Source organism: Aeromonas bivalvium, assembly GCF_046078285.1.
Taxonomy (GTDB): Bacteria; Pseudomonadota; Gammaproteobacteria; order Enterobacterales; family Aeromonadaceae; genus Aeromonas; species Aeromonas bivalvium.
Genome location: NZ_JBGXBV010000004.1, coordinates 198513 through 214806 on the forward strand (window position 1 = coordinate 198513; position 16294 = coordinate 214806).

Annotated in this window: 18 protein-coding genes; 8 read left to right on the forward strand and 10 right to left on the reverse strand. The window is 64.6% G+C overall.

Going from position 1 to position 16294, the window contains the following annotated elements; genetic code table 11:
* Nucleotides 1–338: 338 nt before the first annotated feature.
* Nucleotides 339–1016: an HNH endonuclease gene (locus tag ACEUCR_RS11935; protein WP_408790351.1), complete on the reverse strand. Its 678-nt coding sequence runs from the start codon at nucleotides 1014–1016 to the stop codon at nucleotides 339–341.
* A gap of 316 nt (nucleotides 1017–1332) precedes the next feature.
* Here ACEUCR_RS11935 and ACEUCR_RS11940 point away from each other — a divergent pair, with 316 nt between their 5' ends.
* Both ACEUCR_RS11940 and rluF read left to right on the forward strand, forming a co-directional pair.
* Nucleotides 1333–1701 (forward strand): VOC family protein, encoded by a 369-nt coding sequence (locus tag ACEUCR_RS11940; protein WP_408790353.1) that lies wholly within the window; start codon nucleotides 1333–1335, stop codon nucleotides 1699–1701.
* A 422-nt stretch (nucleotides 1702–2123) separates the two neighbouring features.
* Complete coding sequence (rluF, locus tag ACEUCR_RS11945; RefSeq protein WP_408790356.1) at nucleotides 2124–3128, forward strand: 23S rRNA pseudouridine(2604) synthase RluF; 1005 nt, start codon at nucleotides 2124–2126, stop codon at nucleotides 3126–3128.
* An 86-nt stretch (nucleotides 3129–3214) separates the two neighbouring features.
* Here the strand turns inward: rluF and ACEUCR_RS11950 are convergent, their stop codons facing one another.
* A complete protein-coding gene (locus ACEUCR_RS11950; protein ID WP_408790359.1) occupies nucleotides 3215–4447 on the reverse strand; it encodes an MFS transporter in 1233 nt (410 codons plus the stop codon).
* Nucleotides 4440–4943 carry a nucleoside deaminase gene (locus tag ACEUCR_RS11955; RefSeq protein WP_408790362.1) on the reverse strand — a complete coding sequence of 168 codons (504 nt, stop codon included), beginning with the start codon at nucleotides 4941–4943 and terminating at the stop codon, nucleotides 4440–4442. Before ACEUCR_RS11955 ends, ACEUCR_RS11950 begins: the two co-directional genes overlap by 8 nt.
* A gap of 120 nt (nucleotides 4944–5063) precedes the next feature.
* On the opposite strand from ACEUCR_RS11955, the gene ACEUCR_RS11960 reads away from it, so the two are divergent.
* The gene (locus ACEUCR_RS11960; RefSeq protein ID WP_111873062.1) at nucleotides 5064–5906 is read left to right on the forward strand and encodes a LysR family transcriptional regulator; all 843 of its coding nucleotides are present in this window, start codon (nucleotides 5064–5066) and stop codon (nucleotides 5904–5906) included.
* Between the two features lie 29 nt (nucleotides 5907–5935).
* Here the strand turns inward: ACEUCR_RS11960 and ACEUCR_RS11965 are convergent, their stop codons facing one another.
* From ACEUCR_RS11965 to ACEUCR_RS11980, 4 genes are all read right to left on the reverse strand, one after another.
* Nucleotides 5936–6403, reverse strand: coding sequence for a GyrI-like domain-containing protein (locus ACEUCR_RS11965; protein WP_408790365.1), 468 nt, complete (start codon nucleotides 6401–6403; stop codon nucleotides 5936–5938).
* Nucleotides 6404–6425: 22 nt separating this feature from the next.
* Nucleotides 6426–6581, reverse strand: coding sequence for a pleiotropic regulatory protein RsmS (gene rsmS, locus ACEUCR_RS11970; protein ID WP_408790368.1), 156 nt, complete (start codon nucleotides 6579–6581; stop codon nucleotides 6426–6428).
* A gap of 84 nt (nucleotides 6582–6665) precedes the next feature.
* Complete coding sequence (locus tag ACEUCR_RS11975) at nucleotides 6666–7133, reverse strand: acyl-CoA thioesterase (protein WP_111872952.1); 468 nt, start codon at nucleotides 7131–7133, stop codon at nucleotides 6666–6668.
* Between the two features lie 74 nt (nucleotides 7134–7207).
* Nucleotides 7208–8050 (reverse strand): DMT family transporter, encoded by an 843-nt coding sequence (locus ACEUCR_RS11980; RefSeq protein ID WP_408790371.1) that lies wholly within the window; start codon nucleotides 8048–8050, stop codon nucleotides 7208–7210.
* Between the two features lie 64 nt (nucleotides 8051–8114).
* On the opposite strand from ACEUCR_RS11980, the gene ACEUCR_RS11985 reads away from it, so the two are divergent.
* Together ACEUCR_RS11985 and ACEUCR_RS11990 are read left to right on the forward strand one after the other, a co-directional pair.
* The gene (locus tag ACEUCR_RS11985) at nucleotides 8115–8768 is read left to right on the forward strand and encodes a tellurite resistance TerB family protein (RefSeq protein ID WP_408790374.1); all 654 of its coding nucleotides are present in this window, start codon (nucleotides 8115–8117) and stop codon (nucleotides 8766–8768) included.
* A gap of 191 nt (nucleotides 8769–8959) precedes the next feature.
* On the forward strand, nucleotides 8960–9418 hold the full coding sequence (locus ACEUCR_RS11990; RefSeq protein ID WP_408790377.1) for a GNAT family N-acetyltransferase: 459 nt from the start codon (nucleotides 8960–8962) through the stop codon (nucleotides 9416–9418).
* A gap of 38 nt (nucleotides 9419–9456) precedes the next feature.
* Here the strand turns inward: ACEUCR_RS11990 and ACEUCR_RS11995 are convergent, their stop codons facing one another.
* Nucleotides 9457–10899: an aminotransferase-like domain-containing protein gene (locus tag ACEUCR_RS11995; RefSeq protein ID WP_408790380.1), complete on the reverse strand. Its 1443-nt coding sequence runs from the start codon at nucleotides 10897–10899 to the stop codon at nucleotides 9457–9459.
* A 121-nt stretch (nucleotides 10900–11020) separates the two neighbouring features.
* On the opposite strand from ACEUCR_RS11995, the gene ACEUCR_RS12000 reads away from it, so the two are divergent.
* From ACEUCR_RS12000 to cydX, 3 genes are read left to right on the forward strand one after another with little or no spacing between them, the layout of a single operon-like run.
* Complete coding sequence (locus tag ACEUCR_RS12000; RefSeq protein WP_408790383.1) at nucleotides 11021–12592, forward strand: cytochrome ubiquinol oxidase subunit I; 1572 nt, start codon at nucleotides 11021–11023, stop codon at nucleotides 12590–12592.
* Nucleotides 12592–13719: a cytochrome d ubiquinol oxidase subunit II gene (gene cydB, locus ACEUCR_RS12005; protein ID WP_408790385.1), complete on the forward strand. Its 1128-nt coding sequence runs from the start codon at nucleotides 12592–12594 to the stop codon at nucleotides 13717–13719. The genes ACEUCR_RS12000 and cydB overlap by 1 nt, the downstream gene beginning before the upstream one ends.
* Nucleotides 13720–13743: 24 nt before the next feature.
* Nucleotides 13744–13857 (forward strand): cytochrome bd-I oxidase subunit CydX, encoded by a 114-nt coding sequence (gene cydX / locus ACEUCR_RS12010; protein WP_005310033.1) that lies wholly within the window; start codon nucleotides 13744–13746, stop codon nucleotides 13855–13857.
* 62 nt (nucleotides 13858–13919) lie between these two features.
* Here cydX and ACEUCR_RS12015 read toward each other — a convergent pair whose 3' ends face one another.
* Together ACEUCR_RS12015 and dkgB are read right to left on the reverse strand one after the other, a co-directional pair.
* The gene (locus ACEUCR_RS12015; RefSeq protein WP_408790388.1) at nucleotides 13920–15092 is read right to left on the reverse strand and encodes an MFS transporter; all 1173 of its coding nucleotides are present in this window, start codon (nucleotides 15090–15092) and stop codon (nucleotides 13920–13922) included.
* 354 nt (nucleotides 15093–15446) lie between these two features.
* Entirely contained in the window at nucleotides 15447–16250 is an 804-nt protein-coding gene (gene dkgB / locus ACEUCR_RS12020) for a 2,5-didehydrogluconate reductase DkgB (protein ID WP_408790391.1), read from the reverse strand.
* Nucleotides 16251–16294: the final 44 nt, after the last annotated feature.

A 16294-nucleotide genomic window follows, 5' to 3' on the forward strand; every position in this document is an offset into this window, starting at 1 on the left:
AAGATCGGGCTGGGGATTGTACACCAGAGGCGCCCGAAACCGGCCAGCAATACGTGCCGAAATGAGCCCTGGATCAGAGTAAACACCCTGAATTCTCTCCTTGCTGACAGAGCCCTTTTGCGCCTTGTCGCAAGGTGGGTTCCAAATTTTCCCGCTTTAAAAACAGGGGTATAGGTAGCTGGGTGCCACGCCATCCCTCAGCATGATGTGGTTGGAGGTCAGGGGGCCGTCGCATCCATGCCATCCACCGAGGGGAGGAGAGGGAAAGGGCGGGAGCAGGCATCCCAAACACAGATCGCCATGGGCGAGCTGTGTGGGGAGCAAGGCGTCAGGCTTCCTTACTCTCTGATGAGTCTGGGGAGCTTTTGGTAAAGCGCGTCTCGGCGCGCTTCTTTGTTGGCGCCATAGTGCAGCTCGCGGTGGCAGTTGGGGCACAGAGCGACCGTGTTGCCGACGGTATCCGAGCCGCCTTCCGCCAAGGTGCGCAGATGATGCACCTCGAGAAAGGGTTCCCCGTTCGCCGTGTTAAAGGGAGCTTGCTCATCACAACACTCACATTTCGCAGCTGCGGTCACTAACACCCAGGCTTTGACCTGGGGATCCCTCGCATGACTTATCGTGCTGGCATAACGCTGCGCTGGCTCCTGTGTCCCAAGAGGAAGAGGGCGCATGGACTTCGCCTTATATTGGATGACCTGATGCTCGAACACGGCATGCCCCATATAAGGTTGGCCATCCAGCTCGCAGATCAGGCGCTCTATGATGGGCACATGCTGCTGACCAATATGTTTGGCGGGTTTTAAGCCAGAGACCCAAGCCCTGCCCATCAGGACGCAGACGTAAGAGATGTTTTGCATCCGATATTCAAATGATTTTTCGGAGCGTGCGAATCGTGTCGCTAGTTCAGCGTAATAGTGTTTCTTAACAAAGGGGATGCCATCCAGCGTCTTGCTGTGCATATCCAGATAGGCGGCCACCGTTGCCTTTAACTCTTCTTCCGTCCATGTCTTGCGCAAAGCCGACCCTCGCGTCCGATAGTCATCCCTATGCCGCTTCAGGAATTAAGGATGGTTTCATCCGAGTTGCATTTGATGGTGCGCATCTTAATCCAATCGACACCATCCTTCAGCCGAAAAATTGAGGAACCTGCGCATCATTAATGTATTTATGTAAATAAATCATGCCCTTGGTATTTGCTTACTCCTAACGGGCGACACAAAAGCGAGCAAGGAGATGGGGGCCTACGAGACAGGGGCTTTGCGGGCCAAGGCACAGTCTCTGCCAGGGGGACTGGCTATGATGGTGTGGCAATCACCATGACAGGGAGCAAGCATGATCAGCCATATCGACCATCTGGTATTGACGGTGAGCGACATAGAGCGGGCGGTGGCGTTTTACAGCGGCGCCTTCAAGATGGAGCCCATCACCTTCGGGGCGGGGCGCCGGGCGCTGCGCTTTGGCAACCAGAAGATCAATCTGCAATTGCTGGGGGAGGAGCCGCGCAACCGGGCGCAGGTGGGTTCGGGGGATCTCTGCCTCATCACCCGCTGGCCCCTGGATCAGGTGATGGCCCAGCTGGCGAGCCAGGGGGTGGAGATAGTGGAGGGGCCTGTGACGAAAAGCGGGGCCTGCGGCCCCATCGAATCTGTCTATTGCCTCGACCCGGATAAGAACCTCATCGAGATCAGCCGCTATCCCTGAGTACAGCCATCAGGGGGCGGATGGCTCAGACGGGTGTTAGCACTGACAAGAAGGAGCCAGACCATCTGCGCCAGGGGGCGAGAAGTGCCTCTCAGACGACCCTGGCCTGAGTGATCAACAACAACGGTAGCCAACAGCAACGACAGCCGGGGATCGTCGTTGTTGCGTTGACGCCGGGCCCGGTGGCAACCAGCAGCGCCCTTTCACTGAGGGCAAGGTTCCTGCACACGCGCCAGGGCAAGGGATGGCGCAATGTGCTACTGTAGCGGCGTTTTTGGTGATGAGCGTGAAAGCCTTGTCCCTTTGAGATGACTTTTTTGCCGATGCTTTTTGTAGATGGAACCGTATGCAGACTAACCCGACCATGATCTGGCTGACTCAGCCGATACACCTTTTGAACGCTATGACCCGGCAGGTGACCCATGCTGGCCGATGAATCCATGCGTCTGAACAAATACATCAGCGAGAGCGGTATCTGCTCCCGGCGCGAGGCCGATCGCTTCATCGAGCAGGGCCATGTCTATATCAACGGCAAGCGGGCCGAGGTGGGAGATCAGGTGTTTGCCGGGGATCTGGTCAAGGTCAACGGTCAGGTGATAGAGGCGCGCGAAGCCGACAGCCTGGTCTTCATCGCCCTCAACAAGCCGGTGGGCATCGTCAGCACCACGGAGGCGGCGGAGAAGGACAACATCGTCGACTTCGTCAATCACAGTACCCGCATCTTCCCCATAGGGCGCCTCGACAAGGACTCCCAGGGGCTCATCTTCCTCACCAACCACGGGGATCTGGTGAACAAGATCCTGCGGGCGGGCAACGATCACGAGAAAGAGTACCTGGTGACCGTGGACAAGCCGGTGACCGACGAGTTCGTTCGGGGCATGGCGGCCGGGGTGCCCATCCTCGGCACCGTCACCAAGAAGTGCAAGGTGAAAAAAGAGGCCCCCTTCGTGTTTCGCATCACCCTGGTGCAGGGGCTCAACCGCCAGATCCGCCGCATGTGCGAGCACTTCGGCTTCGAGGTGACCAAGCTCGAGCGCATCCGCATCATGAACGTCAGCCTCAAGGGGTTGCCGGTGGGGGAGTGGCGCGATCTCACCGACGACGAGCTGATCGAGCTGTTCAAGCTCATTGAAGACTCCTCCTCCGAGGTGAAACCGGCCAAGGGGGAGAAGACCCCGGCGACGCAAACCGCCAAACCGGCCCAGGGCAAGAAGCCACGCCGCAGCGACGATCACGAGATTGGCGGTCGCCCCAATGTGCCGGGCCCCGAGGCCTTCGAGAAGAAGAGCCCCGCAGGCAAGGGCGGGGCGGGCAAAGGGACCGCCAGCAAAGGGGGTGCAGGTAAAGGCGCCCCCGGCAAGGGGGGCAAACCGGCCCCGGGCAAACCGCGGCCAGGGCAGGGCGGGCGCCAGAAGAAGGGGCGCTGAGCGCAAGATCTTCCTCCATCTTGATGAAAAACACCGGCCAAGGCCGGTGTTTTGCTTTCTGGCCCCTAAGGACTGTGCTCGCCGGATCAGGCAGGCTTGCTGCCTGTCGTCTGCACAGCCATGGCCTGCTCTGGGGGCAGACCCATGGCTCTTGGGTAGTGGCGCGGGTTGAGGCGCACCACCAGCAGGCTCATCAGGATCAGGGCGCCGAGCTGCCACTGCCAGGCGGCGGCGAAGTCACCGCTTGCGTGGTGCAGGCGGGCCGCCACCCAGGGGCCGGTGGCCGCCACCATGAAGCCGACCCCTTGCATCAGGGCGCAGAGGGCGCCCGCCCGGCGCGGGTCGGGCAGGTGATCCAGCGCAATCACCATGATGAGGGAGAAGCTCCCCCCAAGCCCGGCGCCGCACAGCAGGCACCAGAGGATGGGGGCGATTTGCGGGGCGAGCCAGAGGCCGCCAAAGCCCGCCAGCTGCATGGCGATGGCCAGCGCCATCCAGGGTCGCCGATCCAGCCGACCGGCCGCCAGCAGGGGCAGGCCAAGGCCGCTCGCGGTCTGGGCCAGGGCGAGCCAGGCCACCAGCTCGCCCCCTTGCTGGGCGCTCCAGCCCGCCGCCATGTAGGCCGGTGCCAGCCAGGCCACGACGATGCCGTAGCCGCTGTTGATGATGCCAAAGCAGGCGATGAGCAGCCAGGTACGGGGCAGGGGGAGCAGCCGCTGCTCCCCGGTGGGGGCGGGCGTGCGGGTCGGGGCGGGCAGGGGCACCCGCCAGGCCAGCCAGAGAAGGGCCAGCAGCACCGGCAGGCCCCAGAGCGCCAGCGCCCGAGACCAGTCCAGATACTCGGCAAGGCGCGGGGTGAGCACGGCGCCGAGCGCCCCGCCCCCCATCATGCAGGCGGAGAAGATCCCCATCACCAGGGGCACCTTTTGGGCGAACCCCTCCTTGATGAGGCCGGGCAGCACCCCTTGCACCAGGGCCGAGCCCAGCCCGCACAGGGCGGCGCTGGCGATGAGCAGGGCGCCGCTCGCCAGATCGACGCGCAGGGCGCTGCCAAGGGCGAGCAGCAGCAGGGCCGCCCCGAGCAGGGGGCGCGGGCCCGTGCGACCCAGGAGCGCCGGGGTGAGCAGCACACCGACCCCGATAAGCCAGAGGGGCAGCAGGGTGACCCAGGCCAGGGTGTCTACCCCGAGGGCCAGCCTCGCGTCGATGCGAGGGGCCAGGGGGCCGATGGCGGTGAGGAAGGGGCGCAGGTTGAGGGCGATGAGGATCACCAGCACCAGCAAGGCGCCGCTGCCCGGGGGGAGGAGGCGCTTAACCATGGGGCAGGGGACCGTAGAGGGTCTTTGCCGCGATGGGGCTCGCCAGCTTGATGAGGGGCAGGGGCGGCGGACACAGGGGCAGGCGCAGGGCGGCGTAGGCGGCGCGGCTATCAAAGCCGAAGGGGGCGGCATCCTCGTTGTCGAAGGCGTAGTAGACGGCGCTGATGCCGTTCATCACCAATGCCGACAGGCACATGGGGCAGGGGTGACCGCTGGCATAGACGATGGCCCCGGCCAGCGGCCCCTGGCGACTCCCTTCCCGCAGCGCTTCCAGCTCGGCGTGACGGGTGGGATCCCCCGCCTCCAGCATGCGGTTGACGGCGCTCGCCACCAGCCGGTTCTCCCTCACCAGCAGGGCGGCGAAGGGGCGCCCTCCTTGCTGGCGATGGGTCAGGGCCAGGTGCAGGGCCTGCTCCAGCCACTCCTGATGGCTGGGGACCGAGGCGGCACTGAGGGCGTTCACTGGGCGGGCACCGGAGTGGGGAGGCTGTGACATGGGTTCATCCTGGGAGAAGAGGGGTGACGGCAGCCTAACGGGCTCGCAAGTCATTTGGAAATTAAATGATAAAATGACTTCCAGTGGTTTTATAAATGGAGATAACCCATGGAGCGCCCCTTGCTGGATCCCCAATTGCTGCAGAGCTTTGTCGCCATCGTCGAAACCGGCAGCTTTACCCGCGCCGCCGAGCGTATCCACCTCACCCAGTCCACCCTGAGCCAGCAGATGCGCCGTCTGGAGCAGCAGCTTGGCTGCACCCTGCTCGACCGATCCGCTCGTCAGGTGGTGACCACGGCCCAGGGGGAGACACTGCTTGGGCTGGCGCGCCGTATCCTGGGGCTGCTGGCCCGGGCGGGGGAGCGGGTGAGCGAGGCGAGTCACCCCCTGCGCCTCGGGGTGCCTGAGGATTTTGCCGCGGGCGCCATGACCCCTGTGCTGGCCGCCTTCGCCCGCGCGCACTCGCAGGTGAGGCTGGAGGTGCAAAGCGATCTCAGCCACGCCCTGTGGCAGGCGTTCGAAGGGGGGGAACTGGATATTGCCCTCATCAAGCAGGGGCGCGGCCAGGGGGAGCCCATCGCCCGCTGGCGCGAGCCCCTGGCCTGGGTCGACAGCCGGGACTGGCCCGCCGCCGGGCGCGATCCTGTTCCCCTGGTGGTGTTTCCGAGCGAGGGGCTCTACCGGCGCCAGATGACCGACGCCCTGGATGCCGAGGGGATCCCCTGGCGCATCGCCTACGTGAGCGCCAGCCTCGCCAGCCTGCAGGGGGCGGTGAGCGCGGGGATCGGGGTCAGCCTACTGCCCGCCCGCCTGCTGCAACCGGATCAGGTGGCGCTGGCTCACTGGCCCGCGGTGCGCCCTGTGGAGCTGGCCCTGCACCAGGGGCCGGGCACGAGCGAGCCCCTCGCCCGGCTGGGGGAGGCCCTTATGGCGCTCTGTGACGAGGTGATGGGGCCGAGGTAGCCCGGCCCCCCGGCCCGGGCGTTCAGGGGTCAGGCCAGGGCCTGTTTTGGCACAACGGCGAGCCAGATCTCCACCTCGCCGCTGCCGGTGGCGGCGTCAAAGCGGGCGCCGTAGCGCTCGAAATCCGGCTTGTGGGCAGATTGATAGTCCGATTGCGCGAGCCAGTCCAGCGCACTCTGCCAGGTCTGGGGCAGGGCCGAGACATGGCCGAGATGGCGGAAGATGGCGTAGGTCTGGGGCTCGATGCGCATCCGCCCGAGTGTCTTGGGCAGCGCCTCCAGGGCGGCGACCTCCACCCCGCACAGGTATTCGCAGTGGGTGTCGGTGGCGGCGCAGATGACGCCAAAGACGTGCTCGCCCAGCTGCCCCGGCAGGGGGAGCAGGGCGCTGAAGTCGCGCCACTGGCCGCCGAAGTCCCCCTGCTCGAAGGGGTGGTGACGGCGCAGGCCGGCCAGCTGCATGGCGCGGCCTTGTTCGAAGCGAATGGGTGCTGACATGGTACCTCCTGCGGGAGAGAGATCAGGACTCCCGACCTTCCTCGAGCTTGCGCTCATAATCCCGGCGAACGATGGCGAGTGCCGCCAGGGCGAGCGCGGGGGTGATGTGGTTGGTTTCCAGCAGTTCAATCAGATCCACCGCGAGCTGGACCTCGGGTGGTGCAGTTTCCAGGGACATCTTGGTTTCTCAAGGGCAAGGGGGGTCGCCATTATAGCGCCCGGCGCTGCGAAGACACGCCCCGGCTGCCCGGGGCGGGGTGGGTCACATGTGCTGGCGCATCTCCTTGTCCAGCTCCTCGCGCAGGGCCATCAGCTTCTTGGCGTACTGCTGCAAGCTCAGATCGCTCTCGCTCACCGGCTGCCACTGGGGCACAGGGGTGGGTTTGCCGTGCTCGTCCATGGCCACGAAGATGATGATGCAGTGGGTGGTCTTGTGGCGCGCAGGGTCTGTGGGGTGGCGACTGTAGACATCCACCGCCAGGTGCATGCTGGTGGTGCCTGTGTGGATCACCTTGGCGTGCACTTCCACCAGCTGGCCTATCTGGATGGGGCGCAAGAAGCGGATGCCCCCCACATAGACGGTGACGGCATAACCGCCACACCAGCCGGCGGCGCAGGCGTAGCCAGCCTGATCGATCCACTTCATCACCATGCCGCCATGGACCTTGCCGCCGAAGTTGACGTCGGCGGGCTCGGCGAGAAATTGCAGGGTCAGTTCACGGGCGCTCATGGTACTTCCTTCTCTTTGTGTGTCACGCAGGGGCGAGGTGCTCGTCTGCCAGACGGGCCCTGGCCTGCTCCGGTTTATCTGGATGGGGAGGGGCGCCCCCCTATGGTCAGGGCTATGCCCCCCAGTATGGCCAGGGAGGACAATAACAGTCGCAGCGACCAGGACTCATCCAACCAGAGCATCCCGGCCAGGGCGGCCAGCGGGGGCACCAGCAGCTGGACGCTGGCGGCCAGGGTGCGGCCAAGGTGGGGCAGCACCAGATACCAGAGCGCATAGCCGAGCCCGGAGGCGAGCGCCCCCGAGGCCAGGGCGTAGCCGATGGCGGCAGGGCTGGCCTGCAACTGCCCGAGCAGTAGATAGAGCAGAGCGGCGGGCAGGCTGGCGCGCAGAAAGTGGCCGGCATTGGCGGCGATGGGATCGCCAAAACGCGAGGCTCGCAGGGTATAGCCGGCCCAGGCGATGCCGGCCGCCACCATCAGGGCTGCCCCCAGCGGATCCGGCGCCGTGATGCCGGGCAGCAGCAGGAAGATGACGCCTCCCATGGCGAGCAGCAGGCCCAGCCACTGGCGTGGCGGCAGCCGTTCTCCCCGCAGCAGGGGCGGCGCCAGCATGCTGAGCTGGACGGCGGCAAACAGCAGCAGGGCTCCCGTGCCTGCCGTCAGGGTCAGATAGGCGAACGAGAAGGCGGCGCTGTAGACAATGAGGGCGAGGGCGCCGCCCCAGTCCCCTTGCCGGGGGGATTGGCTCCGAGCCGAACAGAGCAGCACCAGTATCAGGGCGCCGCTGGTCAGGCGCAGCAGGGTAAACAGAGCCGGATCCATCCGCTCTTCGAACAGGGCGAGACGACAGAGCACAGAGTTGGCGGCGAACGTCATCAGGGTCAGCAGGGTCAGCAGCAGCAGGCGGGGCAGGGGCATCCATTCACCTTGAGTTCAGAGGAGGCGGCACAGCATGGAGCCTCATGCCAATTGAGGAGGCCCCATGAAACAGATGCTGGATCAATTGATGGGAGCTGGCAAGGGCTGGCTCAGCGATGGCGGTGACAGCCGCAAGGCTCAGATGAAGGGGATGGCCCAAGGTGGACTGGCCGCTGGCGCCATGGCCTTGCTGCTGGGCAACAAGAAGATGTGCAAGTATGGCGGCAAGGTCGCGGCAGTGGGCGGCGCGGCCGCCCTCGGCGGGCTGGCCTACAAACTTTATCAGGATTGGCAGCAGAACCAGAGTGCGCCTGCGGCCGGCACGCCCCATCCCCTCAACGAGCTGGCGGGAGCCGAACTCGATGCCCGCGCCAATCTGCTGGTGCGGGCCATGGTGGCGGCGGCCCGGGCCGACGGCCACATCGATGCCGATGAGCGCCAGAAGATACAGCAATACCTGACCGAGCAGGGCCAACCCGATGCCGCCCGCTGGATTGACGCCGAGCTGGCCCGCCCCCTCGATCCCCAGGCCCTGGCCCGGGAAGTGACCGACATGGAGCAGGCCACCGAGGTCTATCTCGCCTCCCTGCTCACCGTCGAGGTGGATCACTTCATGGAGCGCGGCTATCTGGACGAGCTGGCCCGCGCCCTGAAACTCGATGACAACCTGAAAGCCAGCATAGAGCGCCAGGTGGCCCAGTTGGGGGCGCCAGCCTGACGCCTCTTTGTCAGCCCCATGGTTAGCAAGGCCCCGTACGGGGCCTTGTTCATTGGTGGCCATTGGTGTGATCTGGCACCAGGAAAGGATACGTTTGACCCTTTACCATGGTGCAAACGTCCCTGTGACCCGCCCTTTCCCCGGGCCTGCGGGGTCAGCTAGTTCACCAAATGCAACGCAAGGAGCCACCATTGGAGATACGCAAGGCAACCGAGCAGGATCTCGACGCCATCGTCGAACTGGATCGGCAGATAGGACAGATCCACTTCGAACAGGTGCCCGAGGTGTTCTGCGCTCCCTCTTCCCGGCAGCGGGGGTTTCTGCTGGACGCCATCCAGAGCGAAGGGCGGCTGTTTTGTGTCGCCCTGGTGGAGGGATGGGTGGTGGGGTTTCTGAGCGCCCGGATCGACATCAATGAAACCGTCCCGTTTCTCACCACGCTGCCCGTCTGCCGCATCACTACCCTGGTGGTGGATGAACACCACAGATCCCGTGGCATAGGCCGGGCGCTGATCGCCCATTGTGACGACTGGGCCAAGGCCCATGATGCCAGCCAGCTCAAGCTGGAGGTCATGTCATTCAATGCACGGGCCAGATCGCTCTACGAGTCCCTTGGCTTCAAGCGTCAGTCCGAGATCTACGCCAGATAAGGCGCTCCCATCTTGGCGATCCCGCCCGCAAGGCCCCGTCATGGGGCCTTGTCGTTTCCGGCATCCTGCTGGGGGGCGAGTTGCTGCCGGACCAGGGCCGCCAGCTCGGCAAGGGCCGCCTCCAGCGCCGGGCTCCAGGGGTGGGAGCTGTTGAGGCGCAGGCAGTGGTTGTGCTGGCCCTGGCTCGAGAAAAGTGCCCCGGGGGCGATGGAGAGGCCATGCTCGATGGCGCTGGCATAGAGGGCCCGACTGTCGAGGCACGCGTCGAATGTCAGCCAGAGGAAGTAGCCGCCGTCCGGGGTCGAGATATGCACCTCGTCCTGGAAGAGGCGCAGCAGGGCCGCCCGCATCTGCTGCTGGCGCTGGGCCAGGGTGTGGCGCAGGCGGCGAAAGTGGGCATCCACCCCGCCCTGGCGAAGCATGTCGGCCAGCGCCAGCTGGCTCGGCACATTGGTGGACAGGGTCGACATCAGTTGCAGGCGCTGGATGCGCTCGGCATGGGATCCGGCCACCACCCAGCCGACCCGAAAGCCCGGCGCCAGGCACTTGGTCCAGGAGCCGCACAGCAGGCTGTCGCCCCGGGCATCCCAATGGGTGATGGGCCTTGGCCGCTCGCGCCCGAAGTAGAGCTCGGCGTAGACGTCGTCCTCCACCAGAGGCACCTCATGGGCGTTGAGCAACGCCATCAGTCCCTGCTTGTGGCCATCCGGCATGGTGTGACCGAGGGGGTGCTGGACGTTGCCCATCAGCCAGCACGCCTTGATGGGGCGCTGGGCGAGGGCCTCCTCCAGCAGGGCGAGATCGATGCCCACCCCGGGGATCACGGGTATTTCCACCACCTTGAGCTTGAGCCGCTCTATGGCCTGCAGGGCGCCGTAGAAGGTGGGGGATTCCACCACCACCCAGTCCCCGGGCTCGGTCAGCACCTGCAAGCTTAAGGAGAGCGCCTCCATGGCGCCCGTGGTGATGATGATCTGCTGGGGATCCACCGCCATCCCCTCGCTGGCGTAACGCTGGGCGATGGCGCGGCGCAGCGCCTCGTTGCCGGGAGGCAGATCTGCCACCGTGCTGAAGGGGTCGAGGCGGCGCATGCAGCTTGCCAGGGCCCGGCCGAGCTGGGGGTGGGGGAAGAGGGCGGGATCCGCCACCGCGAGCCCCAGCGGCACCAGCTCCCGGGACTTGCTCGCCTGCAACACCTCGAACACCAGATCGTTGATGTCCACCGAGCCGCTGTAGCGGGCCTGCTGGGCCGTGCCGGCGGGCAGCGGGGAGGTGGCGGCCTTGACGTAGTAGCCGGACTGGGGCCGCGCCAGGATGAGGCCGCGGCTCTCGAGCAGCTGATAGGCCTGGAGCACCGTCATGGGGCTCAAATGATGGGTCTTGCAGCTCTGGCGGATGGAGGGGATGCGCTCCCCCGGCTGCCAGAGACCGCTCTCTATCTGCTGCTGCAACAAGGCAGCCAGCTGACCGTAACGGGACATGGGGTGGCCTAAACTGTTATAGGTGGATTTCACTATAACTGCATCTGTTATAGGTGTCATGGCACGTGTTGTACTTAACCGGCGAAAACCTGCCTGTTAAATGCAACATAGAGAGTCATGCATGATAAGCCTGGATGATGTGGTCAGCCTCTCCCGAATACAGTTCGGCGCGACGGCGATGTTCCACTTTCTGTTTGTGCCCCTCACCCTGGGGCTGTCCTGGATCCTGGTGATCGCCGAGTCGGCCTACGTGATGACCGGCAAGGTGATCTACAAGGACATCACCCGCTTCTGGGGCAAGCTGTTCGGTATCAACTTCGTCATGGGGGTCACCACCGGCATCACGTTGGAGTTCCAGTTCGGCACCAACTGGGCCTACTACTCCCACTATGTCGGCGACATCTTCGGCACCCCGCTGGCGGTGGAGGGGCTGATGGCCTTCTTCCTGGAGTCCACATTGGTGGGCCTCTTCTTCTTCGGCTGGGACAAGCTCTCCCGGGGTCAGCACCTGCTGGTGACCATGCTGGTGGCGCTTGGCTCCAACCTCTCCGCGCTCTGGATCCTCATTGCCAACGGCTGGATGCAAAACCCGGTCGGCGCCGAGTTCAACCCCATGACGATGCGCATGGAGCTGGTGGACGTAGGGGCGGTGATCTTCAACCCGGTGGCCCAGGTCAAGTTCGTCCACACGGTGGCGGCGGGCTATGTGGCCGCCTCCCTGTTCGTGATGGGGGTGAGCAGCTGGTATCTGCTGCGTCGCATGGAGGTGCGCTTCGCCCTGCGATCCTTTGCCATCGCCTCGGGCTTTGGTCTGGCGGCCATCCTCTCGGTCATCGTGCTCGGGGACGAGTCGGGCTATCGCTCCGGCGAGGTGCAGAAGGTCAAGCTCGCCGCCATCGAGGCGGAGTGGGAGACCGAACCCGCCCCTGCCTCCTTCACCCTGTTCGGCCTGCCGGATCAGCGCGCCGAGACCACTCACGCCGCGGTCAAGATACCCTATCTGATGGGCATCATCGCAACCCGCTCCCTGGATGAGCAGGTGACGGGTTTGAAAGATCTGAAAGCGCAGCACGAGGTGCGCATTCGCAGCGGCATGCTGGCCCACGACGCCCTGGAGGCGCTGCGCTCAGACGGCAGCAATGCCGAGGCCCGCGCCACCTTCGAGCGCCACCGCGCGGATCTCGGCTACGGCCTGCTGCTGACCCCCTACGCCGCCGATATCGGCAAGGCGGACGAAGGGGCCATCGCCCGTGCGGTCGACGACTCCATCCCCCAGGTGGCGCCGCTCTTCTGGAGCTTCCGGCTGATGGTGGGCATAGGTGTGGTGCTGCTCGGGCTCTTTGGTGCCGCCTTCCTGCAACTGTGCCGGGGCAAGCTGGTGCAATCCCCCCGCCTGCTCAAGGCGCTGTTCTGGAGCATACCGCTGCCCTGGATTGCCATCGAGGCGGGCTGGTTCGTGGCCGAATTTGGCCGCCAGCCCTGGACCATCAGCGACGTGCTGCCGGTGTCGGCCTCCGTCTCCTTGCTGCAACCTGGGCAACTCTGGTTCAGCCTGATCGCCATCTTCCTCATCTACAGCACGCTGCTGGTGGTGGAGCTGTTCTTGTTGCGTCACGTGATCCGCAAAGGGCCCGCGAGCCTGCAGACGGGTCGTTATCAAGGTGAAGTGTTGAAAAACGGGAGTCCCGTCTGATGGATTACGAAACCCTGAAACTCATCTGGTGGGGGCTGGTGCTCTTCCTGCTCATCGGCTTCGTGGTGATGGATGGCTTCGATCTCGGGGTCGGCATGCTGCTCCCCGTGGTGGCCAACACCGATGAGGAGCGGCGAGTGCTGCTCAACAGCGTGGGGCCCGTGTGGGAGGGCAACCAGGTGTGGCTCATCGCCGGTGCCGGTACCCTGTTCGCCGCCTGGCCCCTGGTCTATGCCGCCTCCTTCTCGGCGCTCTACGTGCCCTTCATGTTCCTGCTGTTCGGCCTCTTCCTGCGCCCGGTGGGGTTTGACTATCGCAGCAAGCTGCCGGATCCCCTGTGGCGCCGCTGGTGGGACCGGGCCCTGGTGATGGGGGCCCTGCTGCCGACCCTGGTGTTTGGCGCGACCCTCGGCTTCTTGTTGCAGGGGCTGCCGTTTCGCTTCGACTCAGCCCTTCGCATCCACTACGGCGCCTTTGACTTCAACTGGCCGCTGCTGTTGACCTGCATGGGCACGGCGCTGGCCCTGCTGATGCTCCATGGCTGCAGCTTCCTGCAGTGCAAGACCCAAGGGGTGATAGCAGCGCGCTGCGCCCGCCAGAGCCGCTGGCTCGGCCCATTGGCGAGCATGCTCTTTGCCCTCGGCGGTTTCTGGCTAAGCCAGATGCGCGGGTACCGGATAGCCGAGATAGGGGATCTCAACGGCGCCCTGACCCCCCTGATGAAGCAGGTGGTGACGGCGCCGGATGGCTGGTTTGGCAACTTCGTGGCACACCCCGTGCTCTGGGCAGTGCCGGCCTTTGGCCTCGCGCTGCCGCTCTTGAGCACGCTGGCCAGCCAGCTGGGTCGGACGCGGCTGGCCATCCTCGCCAGTGGCGGTGCCTGCGCCGCCATGATGCTGACCGTGGCCATCGCGCTCTTCCCCTTCGTGCTGCCCTCCTCCCTGGATCCGTCGAGCAGCCTGACCCTGTGGGATGGCACCTCCAGCGAGCGGACGCTGCTTATCATGCTGGGCATAGTCGCCGTGCTGATGCCCATCAACATCGGCTATACGCTCTGGGTCTACTGGGTGGCGCGGGGAAAAATGAGCACCGAGCAGGTGCGCCAGCAGGGCCATAGCCTTTACTGACACGGGAATTAAGGAGTCTTCGATATGTGGTATTTCACCTGGATTCTGGGGCTGGGGTTTGCGCTGCTGTGCGGCCTGGTCAATCTGCTCTGGCTGGAGGCGCGCTGGGCCGCCGACGAGGATCTCAAGGAGTCTTGAACCGCACTTTTTGCCAATGAAAAAGGCCGACACTGGGTGTCGGCCTCTTCGTCTGTGGGAGGTTAAACCGCCAGCGCCAGTTTGGCCTCGCGCTTCTCGCTGACGTGGGTGAGGCCATAGGCCAGCAGCACGATGAGGGCCCCGATCCAGGGGGTGTGCATCAGACCCAGGTGATCCACCACGAAACCACCCACCACGGATCCCAGCGCTATGCCGACGTTGAAGGCGGCGATGTTGAGGCCGGAGGCGACATCCACGGCATTGGGGGTGTGGATTTCGGCCTGCTTCACCACCAGCACCTGCAATCCCGGCACGTTGCCAAAGGCGAAGGCACCCCACACCAGCACGGTGAGCACCGCCAGCACCGGATGGGGCGCGGTGAAGGTGAGCATCAGCAGGATGAGCGCCAGACCGCCAAACATCAGCTTCAAGGCGGGCAGCGGGCCCATCTTGTCCGCGAGCTTGCCGCCCCAGATATTGCCGACGGCCACCGATACCCCGTACACCAGCAGGATCAGGCTCACCGCATTGGCACCAAAACCGCTCACCTGCTGCAGTATGGGGGCGAGGAAGGTAAAGGCGGTGAAGGCGCCGCCGTAACCCAGGGCGGTCTTGGCATAGACCATCAGCAGGGGCTTCTTGGTCAGCACAGAAAGCTGCTCACGAATACTGGAGGCCGCGCCTTTTGGCAGGTTGCTTGGGATCAGCAGAAGGCTGCCTGCCATGGCGATGACCCCGAGTGCGCTCACCACCAGGAAGGTCTCGCGCCAGCCGAACTGCTGACCAATCCAGGTGCCGAGCGGCACGCCGGTCACCAGGGCGACCGTGAGGCCGCTGAACATGATGGCGATGGCGCTCGCCGCCTTCTCCTTGGCCACCAGACCCGTGGCGATGGTGCTACCCACCGAGAAGAAGACCCCGTGGGCCAGGCCGGTGAGGATGCGGGCGACGATCAGGCTCTCGTAGCCGGGGGCCTGCCAGGCCAGCAGGTTGCCGGCGGTGAAGAGCGCCATCAGTCCCACCAGCAGCCACTTGCGCGGCAGCTTGCCGGTGAGCGCCGTCAGCACAGGCGCGCCTATGGCCACCCCCAGGGCATAGAGGCTGACCAGCAGGCCCGCCGAGGGGAGCGAGACATTGAGCTGCTCGGCTATGGTGGGGATGAGCCCCACGATCACAAACTCGGTGGTGCCGATCGCAAAGGCACTCAGGGTGAGGGCAAATAACGCCAGTGGCATACAAACTCCTTGGATAGGGACTCCCGACGGGAGAATGGCGCCAGTATGCCGATGTGATTTGTTGGCAAAAATGACGGCAACATCAAATTACTTTTGCCAAATCAGCAGCAAAGCGTACAGACCGGGCAAGGGATAAAGGGGCAAGGGAAGGCTCTGGGGGAGCAGCACGGGCGGCAGGGCTGGATAGCGTCCTGTGCCAGATGCCTGTGATGGCGATGGTGATGGTGATGGCGAGAGAGGGGAAGACGAGAAGAAGCGGGAGGCATGATGCCTCCCGCTGGGGTCACAGACAGATCCCGGACTGCTGTTTGCTCCCTTCTCCCCTGGCGGGAGAAGGGCTGGGGATGAGGGGGATCAATCCCAGGCCGGTGCGAAGTCCGGGTTGGCACAGCGCTCGCCTCGATCCAGGGTGGCAATCTGTGCCATCTCCTCGGGGCTGAGTTTGACCTTCAGCGCAGCCAGGTTGGCGGCGAGATTCTGCCGTTTGGTGGAGCTCGGGATCACCGTCATGCCCTGGGCCAGCAGCCAGGCCAGCGACACCTGGGCCGCCGAGACGCCGTGGCGCTGGCCTATCTCCATCAGGAGCGGCTCGGCGAGCACCTTGCCATAGGCCAGCGGCATATAGGCGGTGATGGCGATGCCGTGCTCCTGGCAGAACTCAACCACCTTGCGGTTTTGCAGCAGGGGGTGGATCTCCACCTGCTGGTGGGCGATGGCGCCCGGCCCCAGGATCTCGATGGCCTGCTGGAGCTGGGCAACGGTAAAGTTGGAAACCCCTATCTCCCGGGTCAGGCCCCGGGCCTTGGCCTCGGCCAGCTGCTCCAGATAGACCGCCATCGGCACCTCATCCTGAGGGGAGGGCCAGTGAATGAGCGCCAGATCCAGGTAGTCGGTGCGCAGTTTTTCCAGGCTCAGCTCCAGGCTCGGGATCACCTTGCCTGGGCCGAACTCGCTGATCCACACCTTGGTGGTCAGGTAGATATCCTGGCGGGGCACGCCGCTTTCGCTCATCAGTTGGCCCACTTCGGCCTCGTTGTCATAGATCTGGGCGGTATCGATATGGCGATAGCCGAGATCCAGCCCCTGCAGCAGGGAGTCGCGCAGGGGCTGATCCTTCAGGCGAAAGGTACCAAGACCCAGGTTGGGCATCTTCATCATCAAATTCCTCAAGTTATTGTTTCTACGCTCAATATTGTGTCGGT